Here is a 26,707-nt window from a genome sequence, read left to right on the forward strand (position 1 = left end):
ATACTTCGGGGTGAATACAATGTGGTATTTGCACATCCACTTTGTGTGAGCTAGGCTGTAGCTCTTGTTTGCCATCTAAGACCATTCCTTTCTTTGAGCCTGAACATCTCAATTCTATCGGAATGGTATTAGTGGTCAAACCTTTGATTGTTCCACCCGCATAGCGGGTGGTTTTTTGTTTCGCGCGTTTCACGCACTCAACTGGCTAAAGCCATAAACAAAAAAACTCACCGTTTGCAGCCGGCGAGTTTTTCGTATATACCGTATTTAAAGGGGGGATACGGTTACTATTATAAAAATCCATCCTTAAAATAAAATGATAACAACCTAAAAATAACATTAAAAGTGCACTTTTACCGATGACCACGACGGGATCGAACGACGAAGGTATATAGATCTTTTTCTAATTTCTGTCCATTTTCCAGCTCTACATAAGTTTGATCATGGGATTTAACGACTGCCCGATAAGCAATCAATTTAGGGCCTTTCCAAATGGTAACTGCGGATCGGAAATAAATGGCATTATCAAATTGGAGCGGCTGTCTCATAATATAACCTACCGAATGTAATGAAGAACGTGCTTTCCGTTTCCCACGTCCATGTGCGTCCTCAGGAAGAGCGTGAATTCTTGCAATCTGAGCAAAAGGAATCTTGATTCGTTTGGCACCCACAACCACTAATTGAGCTTCGTCATCCCATTTGAGCAGTATTCCTTGTACAGGGTCTTTATGGCCATCCATTCGATCTACAATAACCCTGCGACCAATCCAGTGTTGCATCATTCACCCTCCTTTCTAACTTTCTGGAATCACCCAATCGATGGGCTTCATTCCTTTTGATTCCAGAAATTGATTCGCTTTTGAAAAAGGTCTGCTTCCTATAAAACCATGCCGAGCGGCAAGCGGGCTAGGATGCGAAGATTCAATCACCAAATGACGAGAACGATCAATAAAGGCTCCTTTTTTCTGAGCGTGATTTCCCCAGAGCATAAACACAGCCGGCTGATTGCGCTCATTTATTTTTTCTATGACAGCATCTGTAAATCGTTCCCATCCAAGACCCTTGTGTGAATTAGGCTGACCTTCTCGTACAGTTAATACATTATTTAATAATAATACCCCTTCTTCTGCCCAATGTGTAAGTGAACCATGAGAAGGAATAGGTATTCCTAGATCTGCATGCAGCTCTTTATATATGTTCCGTAAAGAAGGAGGAATCCTAACCCCTTTTTTGACCGAAAAGCTCAGTCCTTCCGCTTGACCCTGTCCATGATAAGGATCTTGTCCAAGGATAACCACTCGGGTATCCGAATAAGAAGTTAACTTTAATGCATTAAAAATTTCCTCTTTCGGTGGAAATACATGCTCCGTTTTATATTCTACAGTAAGTGCTTTGCGAAGCTCTTGTATATATTCCTTGTTCATCTCATCATGTAAAATAGAATCCCAATCATTATTGAACATGGAGTATCTTCCTTTCGCAGTAAGAATAAATTGCAACTTGTAAAAAAATAAGCTGGTCTCCGCTAAGGAGCCAGCTTATTCATATAAGATGCCGAGGACCGGGATCGAACCGGTACGGTAGTCACCTACCGCAGGATTTTAAGTCCTGTGCGTCTGCCAATTCCGCCACCCCGGCATATATAGCGCTTATCTTGCGCATATACACCGATCTTTTGAGTTATCTAAGTGCTAATGAACTTCAAAAAATCCTGCGAAATTGATTATAACATGCTTATAAATAATATACAACACTTTTTTAAAAAATAATATTAATCGTACTAAACCTACGAATTCGCAGACCTAAAATGATTAGATTAAACGAAAAAAACTTCCTACCGTCAATAGAATCAGAAAGAGAAATGCTATTAGAGGCTGAGCCGCCATAAACAAGTATATTACTTTCCGTTTATCCTTTGTCCGATATATAAAAACATTAATAAGATAGAAGAAAAAGACCACAATAGGCAGCATGACAAGGAATATTGCCAGCAAACCGGCACCAGGACTCTGCACCACCGTATCGAGCCCGCTTATCATGGTAAGAACGGGGTCTAACAGAATAATTGCCATGATATATAAAAGTAAGGTTCCGAATATAAATCGTATCATCGATATTTGTTCATGCGTTCTTTTCAATATAACGTGAAGGAGCAGCATAGTGACAACGGCGTAGTATATGAAAATGAGGCCAAACATCTTCATATCATCACTATTGCCGTTGCCCGAAAAATATAATTCAATGAAAATTCCCATACCACTCTCTCTTTTTATCAGATTTTTAGCTTATCTCTTACGGATTGATCAACCAAACCGTTCTGTTTTATACCATTTGGATTTTCGCTTAAACACTTTATCCAGCAAAATGGAGAAGAATGCTTTAAGGGAAATAATAAGAAATAGCTGTGCATACGTAAAGTAAGAAATACAAGCAAGCACAAAATTCCGTGTGTTACTTTGCCCATAGTCTGTAGCGAGCGCCAAGTTAATTTGAAGGACATACAAATAATACATCAGTGCCCATGCAATCATTAAAAAGATATACACATCAGAGGAGAACTGAAACGGCATGACGACATCCATCCCAAACAAAAATAAGACCTGATACACCACATTAATAACAAAAAGAACATCCGATACAAGGATCGCAAGTAAAAACCAAAAGTAACTGGTTCCATAATATAGTACCTGAACTTTAACCCTCCAGCTGGACGACGGTTTAAAAAGTTCGAGAATATGATCCATCACAACACTGTAATTTCCTTTAGCCCATCGTTCGCGCTGTTTCATGTAAACTCGTAAATCTTCAGGCTCTTGCTGATACGCTTCTGCCTGAGGTGCTAGCGCTATGAGCTGACCTCGTGACAAAATATCAAAAGATATAGCTGTGTCTTCGGTAATTGCGTCTTCATCCCAACCACCGATTTCACGAATCAATTCTGTTTTTATAATAAAATTGGTTCCTGGAATGGTACCGAGCTTAAATAACTCCCACATTCCTGTGTGATAAATTCGCTGCGCAGTGACAAGTTCAAGATTTATACATCTGGACAAAAAATTCTGAGCTCTGTTCCGAGCCTTATTACGACCAAATACTGCTCCATAGGTTTCCGGATCCTCTAACGCTTTATCGACCAAAAAAAGGAGTGCATTGCGCTCTGGAGCCGCATCGGCATCATAGATACAAATCCACTCCCCTGTAGCATGCGAAAGTGCATCGTTTAGAGCTCCCGATTTACCTCCCGTACCCTTTCTCTCCATAATCATAAAGTCCCTTGACTGATAGTCAGGGTTATTTTTAAGCGCATAGAGCTTCTTAGCTGTATTATCTGTACAGTTGTCCGCTATTACAATAAGTTGTATTTTATCTTGCGGATAGTTCATCCTTAAAATATGTTCAACCGTCATGGTGATGACACGCTCCTCATTATGGGCGGGAACCATGACCGTAACTTTTGGAGCCTGTTCTGATATGGAAGGTATGATGAGCTCTTTTTTACTTTGCCTAATTATAAAACGCTGTGCGCCAATCATCATAAGAATCGATATAAAGACCGAAATCCAGATACTAATGATCGCTGGAATGAGCAAAAAGTCACCCACTGATTTTCCTCCGGTTATATTTATTCGTCGTTTTTCTGCGCAAGATCAGCGTATTAATCGTAATAAAGAAAATAGCAACTCCGAAAACGATACTTATAAATATGCACAATGGGACAAACCAACTGTTATAAGACATTTTCATCACCATTCTTTCTTAAAAATTAACAATCAGATATACTCACCTATCAAATCAGTTTCCGCATTCCGTTCCAAAGCAGCGAGTACTGCTTCATAATCTTCATAATCGTTAAATTGATCTTTTGAGAAAACCAGTGCTCCCGAGCGAATAATGAGATTAAGCTCCTTATCTCTTCGGCTGAGAAGTTTAACATCCATGAGCGCATTTTTAATTCGTTCGGTTAGCGATCTTAAGTGCTCTTTCTTTGTAAGAGGGAAGATAACAATAAACCTTCCTTTATCCACATAGAACTTATAATCTTCATATCTTATATGTGTTTGAATTGTATCTGATAGTTCTAAGAGCAGTTCTGCATATCCCCCTGAACCAAGGGTTTCACGAACTAAAGGCAGGAATTCAATCTTAAAGATCGCAATACAAAAATGATATTGATCTGAATATCGATTCGCTAGATTTGTCTGTTTTATGAGCGTATCCCTGAAAGCCTCTGTATTTCCGAGCGATGTATCAAAATCCACCTCTGGATTTCGCAAACGCAGGTCTTCCATTCGCTGGGCTAAGCGTTTCTGCTGTATTAAACCCTCTCGAATAACGGATGCTACTACCATGCTTCCTGGAATCCATAGAAAAGACTGCAAGGTGATCCAATTCATATCTGCTAGAGTCACAAGCCATACAAAATAAGCTACCATAAAGACGAAGACACATACCGCCGTAATGCCTCCCGAAACCAAAAAACCAAGTAACAAAGCAACCAACGACAGACTGCTAATAAGAAGTTCTATTGTTGTAAAACCTTGTTCCTGAGAAACATGCATAAAAATCCCGGCCTGCTGTAATATCAAAAGAAGTGTCAGCAAGGTATATCCAAATGCTGCTTTGTAACGCACGAATAGATTCATCATTTTCCTCAACACCATTTAATATATTTTCATATTAATGCAATTATTACAGACATAAATTTATAAAACAACAAATTTCTACAAGATTATATCATTGCATTTCGCATTTATACAATAAAAGATATTTGGAAACAACATAAAAACGCCCACTACGATCGTGGGCGTTACATAATTTATCGTTTATGCACTTTTACTATTTAAGGAGTTAATTACCAATCCGGACCGCCTTATAGAGTGATCCGTTATGTTCCACAAGGACTACTTCACTTGCGTCCGCTTTTTTAAGTTGGTAAATAGCCGAACCTTTCTTCAAATAATTGCTCTCTCCATCCGCACGATCCAGCTTTTCATACGTTTGGCCTTGTTCTAAATTCCCTACTTCTTCATCTGTGAGTGTGGAAGACACTTCACCAAGTTTTTTTCCTTTTAACTTATCAGGAAGGTTTCCTTCTGTAATAATCTTGAATGTACCTCCATCAGCCCATACAAGAAAAGGGTATGCAGAGATTTGCTCACTCGCTTCATTCTCGGATTCCACACTAGCTAAATCTTCTTTTACAACTTCTTGTTCTACAACTTCTTCTTCTACAACCTCATCTTCTACTTCTTCTGTTTCAGCTGCTTCTTCTACGGCCTTATCGTTCGTTTCTTCCACTTGATTTTTCTGAGGATTTGTCTTATCAGAACTTGAAGTATCCTGCACCTCGTTTGTTCCACAAGCAGCAATCATCAGCATAACACTCAAAACAGCAGTCATTTTAAATAATTTAAAAATATTCATTCTATCTTCCCTTCATGTTGTTCGTTAGTTTAGTTTGTATTACTCGAAATTAAGGGTTCCTACCATTTCATAAGTTATGTAGTTTGGACCCTTGTACTTAAGAAGATTACATTTTGGTTATTATTCCTCTCTGTAACTTTTCTTCTTACTTATTAAATGAATCCACCAAGCCATCCCGCCAACACCAAGAGCTATTATAACCGCCAAGAAAATAATATACCACCCGTGTATATTCATCTTACCTTACCTCCTCTTCATTTCTTATAACCATCTATGTCCTATTCTTAAACTTTCTGCTCTTTTGTAAACTATACGTAAAACATTTATGTTGCATTTTGTTTAGAAACCATAAAAGCCGTTTAATTTAATTTTAAGATTCTTTTTGGATATTTGTAGAAATATTGAACTAGTTCTGTTAGACTATTTGTAGAGACGAAAATAAACTGCATGTGTACAAAGTATCTTTTTTCTGATGCACGAAGACCTGTATTATGTACTTATTACGATCTGCATAGGAGAATAGGCTTATGAACAAAGAAGCGGCGATTGCCATCAAACGAAATCAAGAAATTATAGTGAAAAGTAAAAATGGGGAAACGATCTCGGGCTTTCCGGTTGAAACCGACCACCCTTCTCGTCTTATCCTTCGTACGACATTCGGACCTGTGTGGATCCCATATGAGGAAGTAGAACAGGTCACGAGAATTCTAAGCATAAAAAGGTCTAAAAAATCCTTTCAAACTTGTACTCGCTAATCTAAATGCAATGATTTGAACGAAATTATAGGATAAAGTCGGGAGGTTACTCTTCCGGCTTTATTTATTTATATATCTTAATTTAGATAAATGACTAGGATATCTCTGCATATCCTATAGGTGCTGATGGATATGTTAAGGAGAGGACAGGCAGCAAATAAGGAAAAATTAAGGGAGGGTACGCTCGAAATGACTAATATCCCGAAACTGCTTATCATAGCAGGCATCGCACTCATTGCAGCAGGCGTCATTTGGATGTTTGTAGGTAAATTTATTTCGATTGGACGTCTACCAGGAGATATTCATGTGGAGAAAGGGATTTTCAGCTTCTATTTTCCAGTGGTTACATGTATCGTCATCAGCGTACTTCTTAGTGTTATATCCTGGATTGTTCGTTATTTTATGAAATAATAAATATTCACCTCTAGTATAGTGTCCAGTAGTCGAGCCCATTTCCACGTGTAATCGGCCGAATACTCGGCGCTAGATAGCTGTTTTCCCCTAAGGGTTCCCAACCCTCAATAATAAGAATTCCACGAGCACTCGACTTATCTTTCCATACAATAAACTGTTTTCGTTCCAGTTCCGCAAGTGCCTTACGAATTTGAGACCATGATTTCCCCGTCTTTATTTCTAATTCAGCGACCTCTGGCATTCGGCCACGCTGCCCACTAAAATTAACTAAAATCCGCAATAGTTTACGCTCAAAATCAGGTAACATCCTCTTCAACTCCTTAGGCTGTTCTTGTTGCCGTTCGTACAGGCCGATAAGCCAGCACGTTCTCTTCATTAAAGGTACGAGGTCCACCCGTAAAAAGACATGTCGAATAAATATTCCCATTACGAATTTGATGAATCCCAATATTCCGCTGGGTTACCTTCCCATGGCGATCTAAATATACAATTTCCACTTGTCTGCCAATATATTTACGCGGCATATGTTTCACCTCACCAGAACACTTGTTTGCATTTATTATATAGGAACAAACGTTCCTTTTCAATCTCCTTATTTTCACAAAAAAACACCAGCCCACTCTTCCATTACTGAAGATTAGGCTGGCGTTATTTATTCCTTATGCTTCGGGACTGATTCGTAATAGCTAGTAAATACTAAAGTAGCAGTTAATATAGGATCTGCTATACTACCTGACTCACTTCGGTGCTGAAATGCAAATGAATCCACCTTCATAAGTCTCGGAAGTGATTCTAATTCTTTCATAAAGCTTTCAATCTGTGACAGGGTTCCCTCCAGATCTGCATTCATCTTTATTTCGTGAACACGAGGATACATTGTCTCTTGTTCATTAAGCATAAGATGGAGTTCATTTCCTCCAGTAAGATTGAAATCTATCGCTTTGAGCGTAGCTTCCGACCGTGCAGTAACAGCACGAATATCTAATATTAACTGATCTGCCATGTCATTTTGCGGTAATGCATCCCATTCTGGATCTATGGAATTCTGTCCCTCCACATTTCCTTTCATCTCGTCCAGCTTGTTTTGCAGCAACTGCTTCTCTCCTTCGAGCTGAACCAGTTCCTGACCCTGTTCTTCCAACTTGTCGATGGTCGGTGAAAGACCTAACCAATAAAAAGCAAACACGAGGACAAAACCAAGAAGCAAACCAAGTACGATGACAGATCTATACTTATTTATCCGCTCCATCACCGATCATCTCCTCCTGATTTTCCGACATCGATCCACTTGCTACTGACTCTTCTGATGGTTGTACTTCTCTGTCTAAAGAAACTTGGTATACGGCAGTGTACTGTCCGTTTTCTTGAGCTACATCTGTAAGGTTCGTTTGACGTCTAGCCAGGTTAGCAATCATTGCGTCCTTAATGAAAGACATCTCTCTTAGTGAACTCAGATATTCAGAAGCCTGTTCCATCTGTGGTGTATATAACGTAATTTCCATAGCTGAGCCATATGTATATCCAACATTTCTAAGTAACGCACCCTGCGGCAGATGATGCTCAAGTTCTTTTAGCATGGATACCGGACTATCTCGATACTCCCTTATCTCCTGTATCACTTCTTTACGATCTAATGGACTAAGACCCGATACATTTACTAACCGAAGTTCATCCTCTATACTTTGTCTCTGCTCTTGAAGTGCGGTGATCCGCTGCTCCTGATTGCTTATTTCCCCTTTATTCACGATATAAAAACTTCCTGTAGCTGCTACCCCTATAATCCAGACCCCGACTAAAATCATAGCGATGTAAGGAAAGTAAAGGGCTTCTTTATCTTCTCGCGGAAAGAGGTCAATGTTATAACTTCCAACCGATTTAAGGGCAGCTCCTGCTGCTAATCGATACTCATTATAATCTGCATCCGCAGGCAACTGTGTATCCGTCCGAAGGAATGCTTCTTCTGTAACAAGAATCTCTGGAAGAGAAGTACTCAACTCAAAAGTTAATGTTTGTCTTAATTGATCCTGCCCTGTTACGATAATTTCCTCAATACGCGCTTCGCCATCATGAAGACTGTATTGATAAAAATTAAGCATACGAGCAATTTCAGCGGAAATCTCATCTAGTTTTAAGGAGGATATCTCTCCCCCGTCTCTAGCCAGATCATATAGACTCAAAGTACGCATGAATACCAAGTGACCTTTACGAAACATGTATACATCTAAATAGGAAGCCTCTAGCTGAATGAGCATTGTCTCCCCAAACTCTCTAGTCGTGCCGAACGTAATCAGCCGGGAGAGTGCTGTCCCCGAAATTTCTACGCCAGCCACTTTTAAACCTGCTTCTTCCACCACATCAACATACGTTTGAATCACTTCACGCGGGGTTGCAAAAATAAGAATTTCCGTCTCTTCATCTCCGGTACTCGTTACCATAGAATCATAGACCGGATGTTCAAAAGGCAGATGCAACCCCGTTTCTACTTCTAACTGAATAAATTGTTCTAACTGTTTTCCATTCGTGGTTGGCACAGAGAGTTTACGAATCACCATCTGTGAAGGTGGAACAGACAAGAAAACTTCCGTCCCTTTTAGCTTCTCATTTGTGACTGCTGTTTTTAATTGTGTATATAGGGCGTCACGATCCCGAATTTGATTCTCTTCCATGACACCCGGCTCTAAAGGAAGGAAAAAATGTTTCTCAATGTCCTTTGTTTTCTTCGCAAGACGGACATAGCGAATTCCGGACTGTTCAATGGAAAGACCGGTTAATTTCTGCGTTCTGCCCAGCATAGTTATATCCTCCTAAAAGATAAGTGAAAGGTATCCCTGAATGATCTCGGAACCATAGCCGTAAGAGATTAAGGTCCCAATCATCAGCCATGGACCAAAGGGTATCGGCTGCTTGCGTGATACTCGTCCGATCAGCATCATCCCTCCTCCAATGACCGTTCCTAGTAAACAGGCAATCAGAAAAGCAAGGATCATCTCGGGAACCCCGAGGACGAATCCACATATCGCAAATAATTTTACATCCCCCATCCCCATTCCGCCCCATAGAGCGAATAGCAGGATGATGCCCCCTCCAAGCAAACCGCCAAGTACATGCTCCCACCAAGGCTGAGTAGGAAAAAGTAAAACCCCCAGTAATAGTAACGGCGCAAAGAAAAGTAAAACTTTGTTCGGAATTCTCATATATTTGAGGTCAGATAGACTAACAATGACAGTCAGACTAACAAGCATAAGGCCGATTATCCCCTCAGGTGTAACCCCAAAGCGCAAGACGATCCACAGATAGAGTAAGCCCGTAAGCGCTTCGCCCACTGGATATAAAAGAGATAAGGAATCACCGCAATACCTGCATTTTCCGCGCGAAATGAGAAAACTGAAGACAGGAATAAGATCAACTGCCTGTAGCCTTGTTCCACAATGACCGCAACAAGAAGGCGGTTTGATAATTGATTTTCCGACAGGTACTCGGAGTGCAACTACATTAAAAAAAGAGCCTAATACGAGACCAAGAACTGATACGTATATCGCAATAAAAAGGGTCATGGGAATCGGTTCACTTTCCACATTAAATTTGAAACAGGAACCAGGGATGTTGCCCGTGGTTCCTGTAAGGGTGTTGAGGTTGGTGTTGAGGTTGGTGTTAATTTTTCTATTACTTTTTTTGGTAATAAAAAAGACTTACGACATTTATTTTCATTATGGTGTTGTTTTAACTCCAAGAATTTCAGATGCGCTATAACCATCCGTCTTCCCTTTACCAGGTGGATCTAATTTCACTCCAGTTAAATTACCATGTTCATCAAAGGAAACAACAGTGGAATCTTCTTTCAACTTCGTCTTGCTGCTAGGCAGAACAATATTTTTTTCTATGTAATTTTTACCCTGTAATTCGCTAAGCTTCACTGTTGTTGCTGTTGAAAAATCTCCATTTTTCTCACCAATAACGTACAATCTAGCTGCATCGTAAACTTGTCTAGCCGTTGCAAGATCCCCTTCTTTCTTCGAATTATCAATAACGTTACCGATCAGCGGAATAGCAATAACAGCGATAATAGCCAAAATAACGATAACAGCGAGCAACTCAATCAATGTAAAACCTTTCTCGTCTGCGAGTCTTGCTTTTCTTGCTTTCAATGCTTGTGTTAACATATAAATCCCCTTCCACACTCTTATTATTTGTTATATAAAATCTACATATTTCCGTAGATGCTGAACATCGGCAGCATAATTGACGCTACGATAATACCAACCACACCCGCTAGAAAAGCGATAAGCAAGGGTTCTAGCAAAGACTTCATCCGATCGACTGTATTCTCTACATCCATCTCGTAAAAATCAGCTACCTTCTCCAGCATCTGATCCAGTGACCCTGTCTCTTCCCCAATCGCAATCATCTGCGTAACGAGCGGAGGAAATACCCAAGCTCTCTTTAACGGCTCGGATAAAGGCTTCCCTTGGCGAAGTGAATCTCCTGCGCTGTGAATATATTTTCCGATGACTTTATTCCCTGAGATATCTTCAACGATAGCCAAAGCCTGCAATACAGGCACGGAACTTGCATACAAGGAAGCAAACGTCCTTGTGAACTGAGCAATGGAACCTTTTTGATTCAACTTACCGAATACAGGCACCTTCAGTTTGAGGTAATCCAGTAGATAAGCCCCTCGCTCGGTACGTTTACATACCTGGTAAAGTATAATCATCAGCAGAACGCCCAGTAACCAGAAGTACCACTGACGCTGTATGCTGTTACTGAGCATAAGAACCATCTGTGTAATCACCGGAAGCTCCGCATCCATGGACTCGAACATCGTGACAAACTGAGGAACAATCGCCCACAGTAAATATACAACGGCTGCAATCGCCATAATCCCCACAGTAAGTGGATAGGTGAGCGCAGATTTGATCTTCTCGGTTGTACTGTGCTGTTTCTCGTAATAGAGTGCAAGCCGATCAAGCGTCCCTTCTAAATCACCTGCTTCTTCACCTGCCCGAATCATACTGACAAATAAAGGCGGGAATATGCGCTTATGATCCTGCACGGCTTGAGAAAACGATATCCCTCTCAGCAGACTCGAATTTACATCGAACAATGCTTTTTTCAGCGGTTTGCTCTCCGTCTGTTCTGTAAGAATCTGATTCGCATCAACAATAGATACACCCGCCCGAATCAGAGTGGCGAACTGTCTGCAATAGATAATAAAATGAATCGGTTTTACCGGATTTCCAATGTAGATATCCATTTGTAAAATGGTTTGCTTCGTTTCCTCTAGCGAGAACACCGTCACATCTCGTTTACGAAGTTCTTCCATGGCCGTCTTTTTGTCTGCAGCACCCAGTTTGCCGCGGATCTGTTTCCCACGATTTGTCTTAATTACATATTCAAATTGTTTCATCCAGAACTCACCTCAGCCATATATGACTTTGCACTCGAAGCAAGTACTTGTCCCTCTTTCACTAGATCACGTACAGCCATTTCCATCGTCTGCATGCCAAATGCTTTTGACGTTTGCATCACACTTTTAATCTGATGCGTTTTGTCACTGCGAATGAGATTGGCTACGGCAGGCGTATTAATCATCACTTCAGCAGCACATACTCGGCCTTTCCCCTCCGCTTTTGGAAACAGACGCTGTGATATGACAGCAACGAGAACAGAGGATAACTGGGCGCGAATCTGAGCTTGCTGGTGTCCTGGAAAAGCATCCATAATCCGATCAATCGTCTGCGGTGCATCTGTAGTATGAAGTGTAGAAAGAACCAAATGTCCTGTTTCTGCCGCGGTAACCGCTGCGGTTATTGTCTCTAAATCTCTCATTTCTCCTACTAAAATAACATCAGGATCTTGCCGAAGCGCTGCTCTTAGACCACTCGCAAAACTCATCGTATCCGTTCCTACTTCTCTCTGTTCCACAAGACTTGATCCTTTGGTATGTATGTACTCGATCGGATCTTCCAGCGTAATAATATGCTTGCGTTCATTGCGATTAATATGATCGATAATGGAAGCGAGCGTAGAAGATTTACCACTTCCAGCTCTCCCTGTTACTAGAATGAGACCTTGTGATTTCTCAGCCAACGTGCGCACCACCGAGGGTAAACCAAGTTCATCCAGCCCTTTTACTTGTGAAGAAATGAGACGAGCGGCAATACTAACTTCACCACGCTGTTTATAGACATTGATGCGAAACCGGTGTCCATCTTCGAGAGAATAAGCAAAATCCAGTTCTCCCCGTTCTTGAAATTCTTCATATCCTTTCGTGCCAAGAAGGAATTCTGCCATTCCCCATGCCTCTTCTGAAGAAATAAACTCACCTTCCAGTGGTTTCAGCAATCCATCAATACGCAGGATAGGTGGGGAATCAAGCGATATATGAAGATCAGAGGCACCCGATTCATAAGCAAGTCTGAGCAGATGGATGATACTATGATTGTGCATTTCCCTTGTTCCTCCTAGCTATGTGAAACAGACTCTCGCATAATCTCCTGAATCGTCGTAATTCCGCTTCCTACTTTCATAAGACCGTCCGTCATTAAGTGAACAAGCCCTTTCTGCTGAGCCATGTAGCGCACTTCTTCTACCGATGCGGAGGAAGCAATCAGGGAAGCAAGCGCATCATCAATTTTCAGAACTTCATGAATCGCCACACGCCCACGATAACCGGTGTTATTACAGTATCCACAACCTTTACCGGCATATAATTGATCTGTCTTAATCCCGTGTTTTTGTAAAATAATCGATTCTTGCACAGAAGGAACATACACTTCTCTACATTCCGTACAGATCTTTCGAACAAGGCGCTGAGCGACGACCCCTAGTAAGGAAGAAGCAATAAGATAAGGTTCAGTTCCCATATCTCGAAGCCGCATGATGGTACTTATCGCATCGTTTGTATGAAGCGTTGATAATACAAGATGCCCGGTTAACGAGGCCCTAACTGCAATTTCTGCTGTTTCCGTATCCCGAATTTCACCGACCATAACGACATTTGGATCTTGTCTCAGAATGGAACGAAGACCCGCAGCAAAAGTAAGTCCAACCCCTGAATTCACATTCACCTGATTAATCCCTTCAAGCTGATATTCCACGGGGTCCTCAATAGTAATGATGTTGACGTCTTCTTTGTTCAGATGATTCAAAGCGGAATAAAGAGTCGTTGTCTTCCCGCTGCCTGTCGGTCCCGTAATAAGAAGAATTCCGTATGGACGTTCAATCATCTGCCTGAATAACTCACTATTCATCTCACTAAACCCCAGTTGATCAAGGGATTCTACACCTGATGATTGGTCCAAAAGACGAAGCACAATCTTCTCGCCATGCATCGTCGGAAGTGTGGAAACCCGAATATCGATCATTCGATAATCCAGCTGTATTTTCATCCGCCCGTCTTGGGGTAATCTTCGCTCCGCTATATTAAGCTCTGCCATGATTTTAATTCTTGCCGTAATATATCCTTGCATCTGCTTTGGAACCTGACGTTCTGTTCGCAGTGTCCCATCAATACGGTATCGGATTGCTAAATAATCTTCACTCGGGTCCATATGAATATCCGAGGCTTTTAACTGCACAGCTTGCTGTATCATTTGATTGACGAGTCTGACAATGGGAGAAGCTTCGTCCGTTATCTCTGTTTCTTGAAACTCTTCCTGAGTGGGAAGTTCCACCATCATCTGAGTCATGGAGTCGCGAAGTCCATAATGCCTTGCAATCGCTCGCTGCAAATCATCCCGTGTTGAAATAGCGGGTTCAATTCGAAATCCCGTCGTCATCCGCAAATCTTCAATTGCGAAATAGTCTAGTGGATCGACCATAGCCACCATGAGCTTCCCGCCTTCTTTCATAAAAGGCAGCACTTGATGACGTTTGGCCATACTTTCCGGAATGATCTGAGTAATTGCAGGATCAATATGATATTTAAACAGACTGACATGAGGGATACCTAGCTGGAATTCCAACACTTCGATCAGCTGTTGTTCTGTAATGTAACCATGAGAGATAAGTAAATCCCCAAGTTTCATTTTTAGATCCCGCTGCTTTACAAGCGCTTCTTGTAATTGTTGCTGTGAGATAATTCCGTTCTCGACCAGCAAATCCCCCAGCCTTTTTTTAATAACGGTCATAACAGATCACCTCGAGTACCCTGGCTTTTATGCTGAATAACAATGAAAACAATCAATTTACTGTAGAAACCAAGTCTAATTACTCACTCTACTCCAAATACACTTCTCTATTACACCAAAATAATAATACTTTAAACCTACTAATATATTGATAAGATATGTATTTTGTCCTAGAATGATATATATCATAGTTTGGAAATTTTTACAATGTAGGAGTTCCTGAAACAATGAATTCAGAAACATCATATTTGAGTTTACAACGATTAAGAAATACACATGGGAATGAAGAAATAATGGATTATTCCTATGATGCATCAGTCTTTTTCCAATGAAGAAGGGGAGTTTATGATTATGAAGGAATATATTCAGAAGAATAAAATACTCGGACTATTTATAATAATATTATTTATCGCTTGTTTTTTTACCATGCAAATCAAGGACTTTTTTACTACAGCAGAAGCGAATTCATCCGCCTACAAAATCCGACTGCTCGAAATAACGGATTCTGGTACAACTGACCTATCTTCTCTTCAAAAAGAAAAAATAGGGATCATTGTGGAAACAATGAGCATGAAAAAATTCGTATCTTTACGAAATGAACTTGATGGTTTATACGATGCGATTTATATTGGCTCCGGGGTGTATAGCACCAAACCTGTGCAAGGGAATGACCATAATACAAAAACGGTGATGAACGATATAACCAAATTGAAGGCAAAGGAAATAATAGATAACTATATTAATAGAGGATTATATGTTTTTATACATACGCAGCCCTTTGATGAGCAACAAGGCGGAAAACCAGGGAATCTGTATAACTCTTTTAATACATATCGATCTACGTCCGCTCAGCCTAATGTTATATTTGTAGATAATACCTCCTCCGTACAGTTACTAACAGCACTTAATGATGGCAGTTCACCTTATTTATCAAAACTTAAACAGAGACCTCGGCTACATATCACGAATAAAGACTCCATTATTGATTACGCAGTGAACCCGGGTCACATTTATAACATTGGTGATGAACTGAGTTTTGAGTTTGAAGTGTCAAATCGGCAAGATTTTGCAAAGCGGCCCATAACTGCAAATCTATATGTAACGGTTGATAAGTCTTCAAAACTAAGCAAAGAACAGATCGTAGCAACCACCACATTAAAAACAGGTTCAACCGGGAAAATCACTTACAAACTTCCTAAGACTTATTCTGGTTTGCTCTACTGGAAACTCGAAATTATAGACCAGCTGAATCCCAATCAGCTCAAAGATTATGATACAGGTACCATCCGGTTTCGTGGTAAAAAGACCCAGGTATCCATTCTACAGGTCCTTCCTACCAAAGAATCCGTCCGGACGAGCAGTCTGTTATATACAGAAAATATGAATCAAAGCTTTTTGAAAAATGAAGATTATGAACTGGATATCCAAACGAAAACAATGCCCGAGTTCAACGAGTATATAAAAGCAAATTACAATTCCAAACAAGGGTATGGATTAAACGGAATATATGACATGCTGATCTTTGGATTTGCCGACATCTATAATACAAAAGCAAAAATCAGTTCTTTGGCAGCGGATGGCGTCGTAGAATTTGGTGAAAAGACGAAACAAAGCATTATGTTTACACACGACACGATCTATGCAAGTACAGCGGAGTGGGTAAGCAAATTTCAGAAGATGACGGGACAAATAGAGCCGGAGACAAATTTAGGTCTTAGAGGTCCAGAAAAATCCATTACCGTTGCTGGGGTAAACAGCGGGCTGCTAACAGATTATCCATTCCAACTGGATAAGACAAATAATATAGGTGAGTCATTATACCGCGTAGCTACTACGCATAATCAGTATTTTACACTTGATCTTGAAGATGACTCTGTTGTGCCTTGGTACAATATTTCAGGAGGCAGCCGAGATACAAGTGACAGTTGGAATCATTACTATACCTATTCCAAAGGAAATATCACCTACTCAGGTACAGGACATATTTTCCAGAGTAACCTCTCTGCTCAGTTTCCAGTCTGGGAACAAAAATTGTTTGTAAATACCATGTACCGTGCTTTCGCAGGGGCAAACCATGCTCCTGAAATCACAATTTTATCACCAGAAAATAATAGCAGCAGACCATCGTATCAAAAGGATTTTACAGTTAGTTATACGGTGGACGACTGGGACTTTAAAGATCGAAATATTTTGACCAGTATCCACTTTAAAGCCGATGGCGTTGCCTTACCTAATATGTCGGTTAACAATAAACCCGTTACCACCGGACAGACAATTACACAGACGTTCAAGAACCCGCTCCCCGAGGGAGGTACACTTGAGATCGAAATTACAGCCGTGGATAAACAAGGAGCAAAAGCTGTTCAATCCCTTGTATTAAACTTTGAGAAGAAATCAACTATGCTCGAAACGTCCCGCCATCTTTCTGATCATGTCATTAACAATGAACTTAAGAAAAATGAACCCGTGAGCATTACCTATCAAATTACACCCAAATCCATTCCATACAGTGAAGTGGATGAAGGCTTACAAGGCATAAAGAAGTTAGTTTTATCCAATCTGGAGTATTCAGAAAAGTTCCCTGCTCAGCTGGACATCGATAATACACCCGAAGGTACAATAACGGTTGGGGACATTTCTTCCGGTTACGAGCTTCGTTTACCGCTTGGCAGTGTGTTCTATCAACTCGAAGATCAGAACGGAGTTAAGATGTATGTTCCAAAGAATCAGGAACCCGTAACTTATACCATAACAGTCAGGCCTCTAAGTAAAGGGGTATATTTACTGGATCAGTCCCAGCTGGAATATGATGATCTTCGTGCTGCAGTACAGTTAGAAGAGGAAAATGGGCAACAAAAAAACAGAGAGATATCGGAGCTATTCCCAGACATGGGTCCATTATCTCCACTTGGACTTCCGTCTGATCTTTCCTTGTATGCATTAAATGATGTTCAAAACTCTGGATTTACTTTTCATGGAAGGGTTATTGCAGGCGGAAGCATCACCTTATACAGCTTTAATGTAGGTGAAAAGTTGGGGGCGGGAACGGATGCACCTTCCACCACCTATTCGATTGTTGCCGGAAAGGAATTAAAGTTGGGCGATGGAAAATTTCATGGGAAAGCAGCCTATGGTACTAAGCTGACTACACCTAAGTACCATCTTTCAAAAATTGCCCGCGAACCTAATTTATACGCGGATAATCTCAATCGAAGCCTTCTCTCTTTATCAGAAGAACTTTCACAACTTCCAGCTACAGCTGAGCCTGTGATCACGAATGAAGATAAAGATGGTTGTCAACTCATATTGGATGGGAAAAATGAAGCCGTAAATATTTTTCATGTAACAGAGAAAATGCTAGCTGCATCCAGTTCCACTTGTATTTCTGCTCCTGCTGGCTCTACTGTGATCGTGAATGTGGACGGTGCATCAGCAACCATGAGCGGCGGACTTACACTTAAGAATGTGGATTCGAATCACGTACTGTATAATTTTTATAACGCTTCTTCGGTTACTACAACGGGAATTAAAATATACGGTTCAATTCTGGCCCCAAAAGCCAATTATGATCTAAAAGGTGATGTCATCGGTACCGTAATCGTCCGAAATATGGCACCCGGCGGAGGTTTCTCGATCCAGTCTAGCCCGTTTCAAGGCGACATTGGTCTGCCGCCAACCGAACCAGAAACACCAGAACTACCCGATCCATCAGATCCATCAGTTCCACCAGATCTACCAGAGCCATCAGAGCCATCCGCGCCCACTACACGGGTCACTTCTTTGTTCCCGACCTTGTTATTCAAAGCCGTGGTCAAAGTAGAGAAAATTGAGGCCGAAGGTACAACGATTCTAGTCGATACGGAGCATAAGATCACGCCAACTGTACTTCCAGATGATGCAGATAATAAAATGTTGCAATGGAGAAGTCTCAGCCCTGATATAGCTACCGTATCTGATGAGGGAGTCGTTCGTGGTCTGAAAGGCGGAATCGCCAAACTAGAAGTTTCTGCTATAGACGGAAGCGGGGTTACTTCATTCGTGACGATCAAGGTTATCAACCGAAGTTTAACCATTTTGGGACCTACTACAGCAAAAACACAAGAAACACTCTCCCTCGAAGCTATCTATATCACAGCTAGCGAAAATGTAACCGGGTATCGGTGGGAGGTAAAAAGCGCTGATGGACAGAATAATTCCGATCAGGTTGCCTTGCATCCTAATCTAAATGATCCAAGTAAAATCGATATCTTGGCGATTAAGAAGGGAACTGTCACCGTCGTGGTCACTGCTTTGACAGATCGGGCTCCAAACGGTTCTCTATCAAGCGAACACACGATCACAATTAGCGAGCCGATCAAGGAGATTTTCATAGATGGACCAAGCCAAGTCATGGTTGGAGATCCAATAACCCTCCATGCTGGTACCATTCCCTATAACCCGGATGTAAAGCATTTTATATGGTCCTTAACGGGGGATGGCAAAATATACGCTACGCTAACCCCTTCAGAGGATGGAAGAAGTGCGGTACTTAGGGGAGTTAAATCAAAGGATAAGGTTGAAGTAAAACTCTCACTAAGTGATGACGAAGGATCTCCTCCATTAACTACTGTTAAATGGGTGAGTATTAATCCAAGACTCGAAGGTTTGCATTTATCAGATACGACACTTGATATTGGGGGTTCTGAAAATTTGTTACTGAATAAACTTACACCTTTCCCAGTTGATTTTGATCCCTACCTGCTAAAAGACAGACTCACTTGGTCCAGCAGTGCTCCTTCTGTTGTTTCGATAAATAATATGGGTATTGTCACTGGAATAAAAAAAGGCTTCGCAACGATTACGGTTACTTACAACAGTCCCCAAGCCGGACAGAGTACAGTTACAGCTAATGGCACCGTAAAAGTTAACGCAAAAAGCAGCAAAGATCGATACTAGCCCAAAACAAATAACCCGTGCAGGGAGAGAACCACATTCACACCCTGCACGGGTTGTTTTTTTCACTTAATTACAAATGTATTAATTCAATTTGATTGCCCCCACTTGGACACTCATCTGATTAACCCTTGGAAGGCCCTCCTGCTGCTGCCTGTACACCTCCTCATTATATCTAGCCGAGAATCGAACCAAATCGGTCCCTGGCGTAATTTGAATGACCCCATTTCCAGCAAACGTCTCTCCACGCACTGCATTGACCGTAAGATCTCCTTTGGCAAAGAAGCCGCCGCTTAAAGAAAGGATCGAACCTACCCCATAGAGCTCTGCTGTTGAATCGGTATAGAAAAAAGCCTGTATTACTTCTGTTGTACTTTTAAAAGCATCCAGCCGGTTAATAAGTACTGCGCCTTCTGACATCACTACCCCAGAACCGCTGATCGCAGCATCTTCCACAAGAGTAGCATATCCCTCTCCTCCTGATGGACCTAAAACGTATATAGTAGAATCAAGCTGAACATTACCTCTAATCTGCAATTTTCCCGTAACTAGCATATTGGCCTTAAACATTATAGGCGTGTCCTTATAGTTATTAATTGTTAAATCCCCGTCTACAACAAACCAATTATCACTTTTAGACTCGTATTCAATTCCTGCTAGCTCTACACCATCATAGGTTAGATCGCCGCGGTAGATAAAAGACTTCTCCGGTTTTGTAAAACGCTCAATTTGGCTTTTGTAATAAGCCCAGGCATGCTGATCTTCTGGTTTATCTGATTGTTCAGGAACACCGGGTTTTGTTGGGATTTGATCTGGCGCATCATAAGACATAGGATAGTTTTGTAGAAACTCGCCTAACGTACGATTGTTGATGTGTTTTCGAATAAGTGTTCTGTCAATTGCTGAGTCTTTTAAAGACTCTATAACTTTATCTACAAAAGACTCCCTTACATTCAGCTGTACGAACTTGCGATGATTTCGAACGCGCAACTGCTTCTCGGGGATAATGAATTCACTACCCGATTCTTTCCCAAGCCATTCTTCGGCGCTTTTCGTAGAGTCGTTCAAAGTGTATAAGACTTGTCTAAGTGATTGAATATGCGCTTCTCCATCCAGCTGAAGAGGAGACGAGAATAGCGTATGTACATTCTCAGACTGATAATAGTATTCCGCCTTATCCCCGATCCTCAATTTATTCCCTGCATAAATATTCCCCTGAATATAAGGAGAACCATTAATAGTTAAATCGCTTTCTGAACCTAATGTGTATTTCAGAAAGTCAGGATAGGTATCAAAAATGACTTCTTGCGTGAGTTCACGCTGAACTCCATTTACCTCTGCTTCAACGGTTAACGTCACATTATAGGTCGCTGCCTGTTGTTGATAACTTATTTTTTTATAATCCAGTTGAAGCAGCTTACCCGTTGCATTTGTCAGCTCTGTACTGGTTATAAGGTCTTTATAAGATCCTTTCTCTAAACCAGATAGATAGAGGTCCACCTCGTGTTCTAATTCTTTTTGAGTACCATTTATACTTTTAGTGACAATAGATTGCAGGTTTGAGGTCATACCCGCGATGACTTCTTCCAGTGTTTTTTCGGCAAGATGCAAGCTTTGTACATCATTCTCCCGAGTCTCTGCCCGCTGAGCACCTCCGACTGCGGCACTTAATACAGCAGCCCCAAGGATGGTAAGCAAGAGGGCAATAAACATAACGAGCACAAGCGCAGAACCGTGTTCAGCAGAAGAAGCTTTTACTACCATTTTCTTTACTCGCACTGAAAAGATCCGAGCTATTTTATTAAAATTAAACATGTGCTTGTTCTCCTAAAATCCAAATTTACTCTCTAATTCAAGCGAATAATCACGATCATTCTCCCGTCTTTGCAGTACAAGTTTGATATAGATAAGCCCAGTCTCACAGTAAGCATCGTTCTGACAAAGCCTTTCATCTGCCGTTTTTGCCACAATAATGGACTGATCAAGTGCGGCTTGTATCGAAGTAGCAGCTGTGCTAGATATGTATTCTTCCTCTTCAGCTAAAGCTATTGTAGATGTAAATTCTTCTATCACTAGAGTTCCTTCTCGGATGGCAATTTCTCGGTGTTCCGAATTACCTGCTTGTCCTCTGCTAAGAACGATACCTTCCTTACTATTTTCGATAGATTCTGGAGCAAAGGTATACAGTTCCGTCATAATGGACGACATGATGAGATCACCCTCATCCCGCAGCGCATTCTCGATAGTTATGCGGTTATACTCACGGAATCCAGAGAAAGTAATAACCGAGATCAGTCCAACAAGAATCGTGAAAATGGTAATAGACGCGATTAATTCTACAAGGGTAAAACCCGCATCTTGATGCAGGTTATCTTCTGATTTTTTCATCTGTAATATAACCCTCCACTACGGCTTCGTTTCTATGTCCCCTTGGACCACCAGGCCCAGTAACGGTAACTTTCACTGGCAGTAAATAACCCGCTAATGATTCACCGTCTTGCGCAGAATCCATACCACCGCCGAGCTCCAAACTTTTAAGTCTAGTACCATCCTTTAATTGCTGATGAAGCTTCGACTGATAAGAAATAACAAGCTCATACTGCACATTATTCACCTTCGGATTCAGTACCTCTGGTAGAGTGTGAGCATTCATGAATAAAGAATTATACTTACACTCCGTTACCTGGGTGCAGGAACTCCCTTTTATGATCGGCGATCCCTCTTTATCTGCTTTAAAGTATTCCTCCATCTTCGTAAAATCCTGCTTTTCCAAATAAACCAATGCATTACGCGCTAAATTCACCATGACTGTCTTATTCTGATTCGACTTAGCATAGGAATGTGCATTCATAAAATAGGAGACAACGACTAGAGAAACAATAGATAAAATAATAGTGGCTGCAAGCACTTCCACCAATGTGAATCCCTGCTCTTTCTGAATTTGTGCTTTCAAGGACGAATATCCCTCACGATCTTTAGCAATCTGCTTTCGACTTACAAGAAAATTATGTAGTAAATTTTTCATATTGCTTCATGTTTCTTTATGTATCGACATTTCGGAAAACTGCCGCAGCCATAAAAAGGGCCTCTAGAACTGTTTCGCAGTACTAGATGATTACCACACCACGGGCACGTAAATTCCTTTGCTGGAACATCAATAATTACTTCACTTGGCTCAGGGATCGGTTCTCCCTTGTTCTTCATTACCAGGATCATCTCTATTAACATATCTCGGTTAATTAATTTGACTCGATTCGAATTAGCGAGGTTACGTGCAGCCTCCGTATAATCACTACTCGTTACTACCCATGCCTCTGCAGCCCCGTAATGAGCAATAGCAGCTTGAGCTTCCTGTACCGCTTTAATCCCTACATTATTACTGTAACGCTTAGCTTGGACAACAATCTTGCTTCCCACTTTCTCTAAAATCAGGTCAGCCCCATAATCCCCGGCAGCTTTCGTAACCTGAGTCTTATAGCCCTGAGCAGCAAACAGATGACTTAGATATTTCTCGAACTGAATCCCATTCATCTGATCAATATCCTCTATTCCTGAATGTTTGAGTCGTCTGATTCTCTGATACTTAATATTAATTAAAACAGCAATAAGAATACCTAGAGATATCAGGCTTACCACGATAGATAAATAAACTGATTTTGTCATCGCAAACGTACCAAAACCGGTTACTAAAATCACAAACAGAAAGGTTGACTGAATAAATTCTTCCCTCTTTTTTACTTTACTTTTGCGTCTAGCCATTTTAAAATCCTCCGTCTTTCTTGAATCTAGATATATATTCGATATATAGGTCTAAATTCCTGCTACTAAAGACATATTTCAATAGAATCATTTGCATCGTATAAAAATAAAAAAAGAAGAAATCCTCTTGCATTTCTGCAAGAGGATTTCTTCTTCATAATGGGCCCTGAGGGACTCGAACCCCCGACCAATCGGTTATGAGCCGACCGCTCTAACCAACTGAGCTAAGGGCCCTGATCATTTCAATTACACATCTAGTAATTGTTGTTAATGAAGCGCTGTAGGTACTTCAATTGCGGGGGCAGGATTTGAACCTGCGACCTTCGGGTTATGAGCCCGACGAGCTACCGAGCTGCTCCACCCCGCGTCATTAGTTAATCAAAACAGCGACCTCTAATAATATACACGATGTGCAATAGAAATGTCAAGGCCTTTTTACGGAATAAATCGAACGCCATATTTTCCTTTACGAGATTGATATACTTCAACCTGCTTAGGATCATCATGACCGTAAATCCATCCGTCTTGCTCCATCCGCTTAGCCAGGCACCCTGCCTGGAACTTTGAGACATATAGTCTAGCATAATAGATCCAGTTCAACCGAGTCATCTTCCTTTAACTCTACTCTATTTTAAAGCTGCTTTAGCAGGATACCCTTCTTTCATATGAAATAACCCCTCTCCATAAAAAAAACTCTGAGCAGCAGCCAAATCGCTGTTACTCAGAGCTATAGTTCAAATATTCAAACACCTATTAGTAATAATACATTTCTTGCCCGTCTATGACGGTCCCTTAAAATCTGCAATGGCCATCAACACGATCGCAATCAAGGAAACGAGATAAAAAAGAAATAACACGATCAGTACAACCCACAATAGCCAAACCAGCAATTTCCGAACCCATTTCATGATAAGCATGATAAGTAATCTCTCCTAGATGCTCCCTATTGCAATTTATCTTCAAAAGATGCTTTTGGATCTTTTTGAAGTTTAAGCAACATTTCGTCCCCTTCTTTTTGCCATTCGGCCAGTGCTTCTTTTGGTGTCTTTTTGTTATCCAGTACTTGTTTAAAATATTTCTGTCCTACTTGATCAACTTGCCACAGATTCGGCATTTTTTGATACAGCTGATACTGATTCATATTAACCGGTGGAATTGGTTTTAGTGCATAGAATGCGCCGATATTATAATCCAAGCCTTCTTTAGGCTTAATATAACTCTTCCGAGACACAAGTTCGTAACTGCTTCTGGCTCTTATCTTTGCCCATTCTTCACCGTTTAGAAATTTAATAAATTCCCATGCATCATCTGAATTCTGGGCGCTGCTGTTAATAGCCATTAAATTGCTGAGATAGACATTGCCGCCTACACCAGGTTTCTCTTGATGCACGGGCGGAGTCACGACATCCCATTCAACAGGATTAAATTTTTCGTTCTTCTCTGCATACTTATTGTCATTGATCAGACGGGTTACATAACCATAATCAGCGATAACCATCGCGGCACGGCCTTCCATAAACAAGTTGCCTTGGAATGGATTAAATACCTCAGGTGCCCCTGAGTTATTGTTCATCGCATCTTGCCCCGCCAGAACTTTGTCACGAGCTAGCTTAGAAATAGTAGACCATACTTTTTCCCACGAATCATTATCCACCGTCATCTTCTCTGCCTTTTCGTCATAAGTACGCAATTGAAGAGGGGCTGCATAGGTCTGCGCATCATAGAACGCATCACTTCCCCATTGATTTAAGGATATGCCATAAATTTGGTCTTTCCCTTCTCCACTCGTAACACGGCGCGCTTTGTCAAAAATGTCATCCCACGTGGATCCATCAACCGGCGGTTCTACGCCTGCTTTTTGAAAGATTGCCTTGTTATAAAATAAAGCAGAAGAAGAGAATGTTGGAGTTAACGCATAGAGACTGTTATCACCTATGTCTTTAATTCCATCCAGTACTGTCGGTACAATATCACTTGTATCAAATTTATCTTCAGCAATGAGAGGATCTAACTGCTTGAGCATATTTTCCTGGACCAAAGATCTCATTGTACTTACATCGCCTATAATAACGTCCACTGGATTATCCCCGGTCAGCAGTTTTTTCACGGATTCAAGTTGATCCGGCTGTTCAGGTTGTTCCTTTTGGGTGTAATCATAGTACTGATACTGGTTCTGATCAATGGCAGGTACAATCTCAATCGTTATATTATCGTTTAGCACTTCAAACACGTCCGTATACTGCTGACGGAAGTAAGAATCATCATTACTTCCATATAGCGTCCCCACTCGCAATACCCGCTCTTGTTGCTGAGATGGTTCGGCTGCTGTACAGCCCGCAATTGCCGGCGCCACCAGTGTCATACAAGTAAGTAATGTCACAACAGGACGAGCTAACAAAGACCTCTTTTTCATTAGAAAATCTCCCTCTCTATGGTTACTTCGGCTGCGTAATGACGATGCGCTCCCCATCAAATTCAAGTGTAGCCCGCTCATCAATGGATAGTGCCTCTAAGTATTCTCTTGGTACCTGTAATCTTCCAGCGCGATCAATGATAACAAACGCTTCATGCACTTCTTTACTGCCTGGAACGCGTTCCGTATCGAGACTATCATTTCGTTTCACAAATTCGGTACTCGTCAGTCCATCCCGTATAGCAACAATCCGGTCCACTTTGTTCGCGAGCTCTAGATCATGTGTAACAATGACAATACTAATCCCTAGTTCCCGGTTCATTTTGCGAAAAATATCCATAATACGATCACTCGTCTCGCTGTCTACCGAGCCGGTAGGTTCATCCGCAAGCAGCAGCTTTGGCTTATTAGATAAGGAGATCGCGATCGCGACCCTCTGCTGTTCCCCGCCAGATAGTTGATAAAGCCTTGAATGCATGCGATCTTTAAGACCTACCCACTCCAGCAGCTGTTTGGCATAAGCGCGATCATATTTACCGCCAAGCATCATCGGTGTCTCCACATTCTCGAGCGCTGTCATGTATGGAAGTAAGTTGCGACCGTTATTCTGCCATATAAATCCGACGGTATGACGTTTATATTCGACGAGCTGAGGTTCTGTCATCTTGAGCAGGTCCCAATCACCAACGACAGCAGTTCCTGCAGAAGGGCGATCTAGCCCGCCTAAAATATTTAAAAGCGTAGATTTCCCACTTCCACTGTTCCCAATGATCGCCATCATTTCTCCGTCCTCAACCGTGAGGTTGAGTCCTTGCAGGGCAACCACTTCCACTTCACTTGATTTATAAATTTTGACCAGACCTTCACAGTGGATCATC

Annotated in this window: 26 protein-coding genes, 3 tRNA genes and 1 pseudogene; 3 read left to right on the top strand and 27 right to left on the bottom strand. The window is 41.2% G+C overall.

The window, feature by feature from the left end:
* From PV403_RS13420 to PV403_RS13455, 8 genes and pseudogenes are all read right to left on the bottom strand, one after another.
* Positions 1-75, bottom strand: a pseudogene (locus PV403_RS13420) (IS200/IS605 family transposase); the annotation flags it as partial.
* Between the two features lie 278 nt (positions 76-353).
* Positions 354-779 carry a hypothetical protein gene (locus tag PV403_RS13425; RefSeq protein ID WP_213529932.1) on the bottom strand — a complete coding sequence of 142 codons (426 nt, stop codon included), beginning with the start codon at positions 777-779 and terminating at the stop codon, positions 354-356.
* Between the two features lie 15 nt (positions 780-794).
* A complete protein-coding gene (locus tag PV403_RS13430; RefSeq protein ID WP_332085004.1) occupies positions 795-1,463 on the bottom strand; it encodes a uracil-DNA glycosylase in 669 nt (222 codons plus the stop codon).
* An 89-nt stretch (positions 1,464-1,552) separates the two neighbouring features.
* Positions 1,553-1,638 (bottom strand) — tRNA-Leu (locus tag PV403_RS13435).
* Positions 1,639-1,811: 173 nt separating this feature from the next.
* Complete coding sequence (locus PV403_RS13440; RefSeq protein WP_332085005.1) at positions 1,812-2,255, bottom strand: hypothetical protein; 444 nt, start codon at positions 2,253-2,255, stop codon at positions 1,812-1,814.
* Positions 2,256-2,303: 48 nt separating this feature from the next.
* On the bottom strand, positions 2,304-3,602 hold the full coding sequence (locus PV403_RS13445; RefSeq protein ID WP_332085006.1) for a glycosyltransferase family 2 protein: 1,299 nt from the start codon (positions 3,600-3,602) through the stop codon (positions 2,304-2,306).
* Positions 3,603-3,770: 168 nt separating this feature from the next.
* Positions 3,771-4,646, bottom strand: coding sequence for a GGDEF domain-containing protein (locus tag PV403_RS13450; protein WP_332085007.1), 876 nt, complete (start codon positions 4,644-4,646; stop codon positions 3,771-3,773).
* Positions 4,647-4,848: 202 nt separating this feature from the next.
* A complete protein-coding gene (locus PV403_RS13455; RefSeq protein WP_332085008.1) occupies positions 4,849-5,424 on the bottom strand; it encodes a hypothetical protein in 576 nt (191 codons plus the stop codon).
* A gap of 527 nt (positions 5,425-5,951) precedes the next feature.
* Here PV403_RS13455 and PV403_RS13460 point away from each other — a divergent pair.
* Complete coding sequence (locus PV403_RS13460) at positions 5,952-6,179, top strand: hypothetical protein (RefSeq protein WP_160034287.1); 228 nt, start codon at positions 5,952-5,954, stop codon at positions 6,177-6,179.
* Between the two features lie 189 nt (positions 6,180-6,368).
* A complete protein-coding gene (locus PV403_RS13465) occupies positions 6,369-6,590 on the top strand; it encodes a DUF2905 domain-containing protein (protein WP_332085009.1) in 222 nt (73 codons plus the stop codon).
* A gap of 13 nt (positions 6,591-6,603) precedes the next feature.
* Here PV403_RS13465 and PV403_RS13470 read toward each other — a convergent pair whose 3' ends face one another.
* The 9 genes from PV403_RS13470 to PV403_RS13510 form a co-directional block, all read right to left on the bottom strand.
* Entirely contained in the window at positions 6,604-6,900 is a 297-nt protein-coding gene (locus PV403_RS13470) for a hypothetical protein (RefSeq protein ID WP_332085010.1), read from the bottom strand.
* A gap of 13 nt (positions 6,901-6,913) precedes the next feature.
* Positions 6,914-7,117, bottom strand: coding sequence for a hypothetical protein (locus PV403_RS13475; protein WP_332085011.1), 204 nt, complete (start codon positions 7,115-7,117; stop codon positions 6,914-6,916).
* A 128-nt stretch (positions 7,118-7,245) separates the two neighbouring features.
* Positions 7,246-7,842, bottom strand: coding sequence for a type 4a pilus biogenesis protein PilO (pilO, locus tag PV403_RS13480; protein WP_332085147.1), 597 nt, complete (start codon positions 7,840-7,842; stop codon positions 7,246-7,248).
* Positions 7,826-9,385 carry a pilus assembly protein PilM gene (pilM, locus tag PV403_RS13485; RefSeq protein ID WP_332085012.1) on the bottom strand — a complete coding sequence of 520 codons (1,560 nt, stop codon included), beginning with the start codon at positions 9,383-9,385 and terminating at the stop codon, positions 7,826-7,828. Before pilM ends, pilO begins: the two co-directional genes overlap by 17 nt.
* A gap of 12 nt (positions 9,386-9,397) precedes the next feature.
* Positions 9,398-10,147 carry a prepilin peptidase gene (locus PV403_RS13490; RefSeq protein ID WP_332085013.1) on the bottom strand — a complete coding sequence of 250 codons (750 nt, stop codon included), beginning with the start codon at positions 10,145-10,147 and terminating at the stop codon, positions 9,398-9,400.
* A gap of 153 nt (positions 10,148-10,300) precedes the next feature.
* Positions 10,301-10,753 carry a prepilin-type N-terminal cleavage/methylation domain-containing protein gene (locus PV403_RS13495; protein WP_332085014.1) on the bottom strand — a complete coding sequence of 151 codons (453 nt, stop codon included), beginning with the start codon at positions 10,751-10,753 and terminating at the stop codon, positions 10,301-10,303.
* Between the two features lie 41 nt (positions 10,754-10,794).
* Positions 10,795-12,000 (bottom strand): type II secretion system F family protein, encoded by a 1,206-nt coding sequence (locus tag PV403_RS13500; RefSeq protein WP_332085015.1) that lies wholly within the window; start codon positions 11,998-12,000, stop codon positions 10,795-10,797.
* A complete protein-coding gene (locus tag PV403_RS13505; RefSeq protein ID WP_332085016.1) occupies positions 11,997-13,043 on the bottom strand; it encodes a type IV pilus twitching motility protein PilT in 1,047 nt (348 codons plus the stop codon). The genes PV403_RS13500 and PV403_RS13505 overlap by 4 nt, the downstream gene beginning before the upstream one ends.
* Positions 13,044-13,057: 14 nt before the next feature.
* Positions 13,058-14,725, bottom strand: coding sequence for a GspE/PulE family protein (locus PV403_RS13510; protein WP_332085017.1), 1,668 nt, complete (start codon positions 14,723-14,725; stop codon positions 13,058-13,060).
* A gap of 351 nt (positions 14,726-15,076) precedes the next feature.
* Here PV403_RS13510 and PV403_RS13515 point away from each other — a divergent pair, with 351 nt between their 5' ends.
* A complete protein-coding gene (locus tag PV403_RS13515; protein ID WP_332085018.1) occupies positions 15,077-19,660 on the top strand; it encodes a DUF5057 domain-containing protein in 4,584 nt (1,527 codons plus the stop codon).
* Positions 19,661-19,741: 81 nt separating this feature from the next.
* Here PV403_RS13515 and PV403_RS13520 read toward each other — a convergent pair whose 3' ends face one another.
* From PV403_RS13520 to PV403_RS13565, 10 genes are all read right to left on the bottom strand, one after another.
* Entirely contained in the window at positions 19,742-21,472 is a 1,731-nt protein-coding gene (locus PV403_RS13520) for a hypothetical protein (protein ID WP_332085019.1), read from the bottom strand.
* Positions 21,473-21,484: 12 nt separating this feature from the next.
* The gene (locus PV403_RS13525) at positions 21,485-22,045 is read right to left on the bottom strand and encodes a type II secretion system protein (RefSeq protein WP_213529965.1); all 561 of its coding nucleotides are present in this window, start codon (positions 22,043-22,045) and stop codon (positions 21,485-21,487) included.
* The gene (locus tag PV403_RS13530; RefSeq protein WP_213529967.1) at positions 22,026-22,682 is read right to left on the bottom strand and encodes a type IV pilus modification PilV family protein; all 657 of its coding nucleotides are present in this window, start codon (positions 22,680-22,682) and stop codon (positions 22,026-22,028) included. Before PV403_RS13530 ends, PV403_RS13525 begins: the two co-directional genes overlap by 20 nt.
* A complete protein-coding gene (locus tag PV403_RS13535; RefSeq protein ID WP_213529969.1) occupies positions 22,679-23,416 on the bottom strand; it encodes a restriction endonuclease in 738 nt (245 codons plus the stop codon). The genes PV403_RS13530 and PV403_RS13535 overlap by 4 nt, the downstream gene beginning before the upstream one ends.
* Positions 23,417-23,576: 160 nt before the next feature.
* Positions 23,577-23,650, bottom strand: a tRNA-Ile gene (locus PV403_RS13540).
* Positions 23,651-23,709: 59 nt separating this feature from the next.
* A tRNA-Met gene (locus tag PV403_RS13545) sits at positions 23,710-23,783 on the bottom strand.
* A gap of 68 nt (positions 23,784-23,851) precedes the next feature.
* Entirely contained in the window at positions 23,852-24,016 is a 165-nt protein-coding gene (locus PV403_RS13550) for a hypothetical protein (protein ID WP_191798927.1), read from the bottom strand.
* A 179-nt stretch (positions 24,017-24,195) separates the two neighbouring features.
* Entirely contained in the window at positions 24,196-24,333 is a 138-nt protein-coding gene (locus tag PV403_RS13555) for a hypothetical protein (RefSeq protein ID WP_213529973.1), read from the bottom strand.
* Between the two features lie 26 nt (positions 24,334-24,359).
* On the bottom strand, positions 24,360-25,829 hold the full coding sequence (locus tag PV403_RS13560) for an extracellular solute-binding protein (protein WP_213529975.1): 1,470 nt from the start codon (positions 25,827-25,829) through the stop codon (positions 24,360-24,362).
* Between the two features lie 22 nt (positions 25,830-25,851).
* Positions 25,852-26,706: an ABC transporter ATP-binding protein gene (locus tag PV403_RS13565; protein WP_332085020.1), complete on the bottom strand. Its 855-nt coding sequence runs from the start codon at positions 26,704-26,706 to the stop codon at positions 25,852-25,854.
* Position 26,707: the final 1 nt, after the last annotated feature.

Origin of the sequence: Paenibacillus sp. GYB006, from assembly GCF_036577645.1 — a bacterium.
In the GTDB taxonomy this organism is placed as follows: Bacteria; Bacillota; Bacilli; order Paenibacillales; family Paenibacillaceae; genus Paenibacillus.

Bases quoted from the DNA above. Each gene is read 5' to 3' on its own strand.
- PV403_RS13425 (WP_213529932.1), bottom strand. From the start codon at position 779: ATGCAACACTGGATTGGTCGCAGGGTTATTGTAGATCGAATGGATGGC.
- PV403_RS13430 (WP_332085004.1), bottom strand. From the start codon at position 1,463: ATGTTCAATAATGATTGGGATTCTATTTTACATGATGAGATGAACAAG.
- PV403_RS13440 (WP_332085005.1), bottom strand. From the start codon at position 2,255: ATGGGAATTTTCATTGAATTATATTTTTCGGGCAACGGCAATAGTGAT.
- PV403_RS13450 (WP_332085007.1), bottom strand. From the start codon at position 4,646: ATGATGAATCTATTCGTGCGTTACAAAGCAGCATTTGGATATACCTTG.
- PV403_RS13455 (WP_332085008.1), bottom strand. From the start codon at position 5,424: ATGAATATTTTTAAATTATTTAAAATGACTGCTGTTTTGAGTGTTATG.
- PV403_RS13460 (WP_160034287.1), top strand. From the start codon at position 5,952: ATGAACAAAGAAGCGGCGATTGCCATCAAACGAAATCAAGAAATTATA.
- PV403_RS13465 (WP_332085009.1), top strand. From the start codon at position 6,369: ATGACTAATATCCCGAAACTGCTTATCATAGCAGGCATCGCACTCATT.
- PV403_RS13470 (WP_332085010.1), bottom strand. From the start codon at position 6,900: ATGTTACCTGATTTTGAGCGTAAACTATTGCGGATTTTAGTTAATTTT.
- PV403_RS13475 (WP_332085011.1), bottom strand. From the start codon at position 7,117: ATGCCGCGTAAATATATTGGCAGACAAGTGGAAATTGTATATTTAGAT.
- pilO (WP_332085147.1), bottom strand. From the start codon at position 7,842: ATGGAGCGGATAAATAAGTATAGATCTGTCATCGTACTTGGTTTGCTT.
- pilM (WP_332085012.1), bottom strand. From the start codon at position 9,385: ATGCTGGGCAGAACGCAGAAATTAACCGGTCTTTCCATTGAACAGTCC.
- PV403_RS13490 (WP_332085013.1), bottom strand. From the start codon at position 10,147: ATGACCCTTTTTATTGCGATATACGTATCAGTTCTTGGTCTCGTATTA.
- PV403_RS13495 (WP_332085014.1), bottom strand. From the start codon at position 10,753: ATGTTAACACAAGCATTGAAAGCAAGAAAAGCAAGACTCGCAGACGAG.
- PV403_RS13500 (WP_332085015.1), bottom strand. From the start codon at position 12,000: ATGAAACAATTTGAATATGTAATTAAGACAAATCGTGGGAAACAGATC.
- PV403_RS13505 (WP_332085016.1), bottom strand. From the start codon at position 13,043: ATGCACAATCATAGTATCATCCATCTGCTCAGACTTGCTTATGAATCG.
- PV403_RS13510 (WP_332085017.1), bottom strand. From the start codon at position 14,725: ATGACCGTTATTAAAAAAAGGCTGGGGGATTTGCTGGTCGAGAACGGA.
- PV403_RS13515 (WP_332085018.1), top strand. From the start codon at position 15,077: ATGAAGGAATATATTCAGAAGAATAAAATACTCGGACTATTTATAATA.
- PV403_RS13520 (WP_332085019.1), bottom strand. From the start codon at position 21,472: ATGTTTAATTTTAATAAAATAGCTCGGATCTTTTCAGTGCGAGTAAAG.
- PV403_RS13525 (WP_213529965.1), bottom strand. From the start codon at position 22,045: ATGAAAAAATCAGAAGATAACCTGCATCAAGATGCGGGTTTTACCCTT.
- PV403_RS13530 (WP_213529967.1), bottom strand. From the start codon at position 22,682: ATGAAAAATTTACTACATAATTTTCTTGTAAGTCGAAAGCAGATTGCT.
- PV403_RS13535 (WP_213529969.1), bottom strand. From the start codon at position 23,416: ATGGCTAGACGCAAAAGTAAAGTAAAAAAGAGGGAAGAATTTATTCAG.
- PV403_RS13555 (WP_213529973.1), bottom strand. From the start codon at position 24,333: ATGCTTATCATGAAATGGGTTCGGAAATTGCTGGTTTGGCTATTGTGG.
- PV403_RS13560 (WP_213529975.1), bottom strand. From the start codon at position 25,829: ATGAAAAAGAGGTCTTTGTTAGCTCGTCCTGTTGTGACATTACTTACT.
- PV403_RS13565 (WP_332085020.1), bottom strand. From the start codon at position 26,706: ATGATCCACTGTGAAGGTCTGGTCAAAATTTATAAATCAAGTGAAGTG.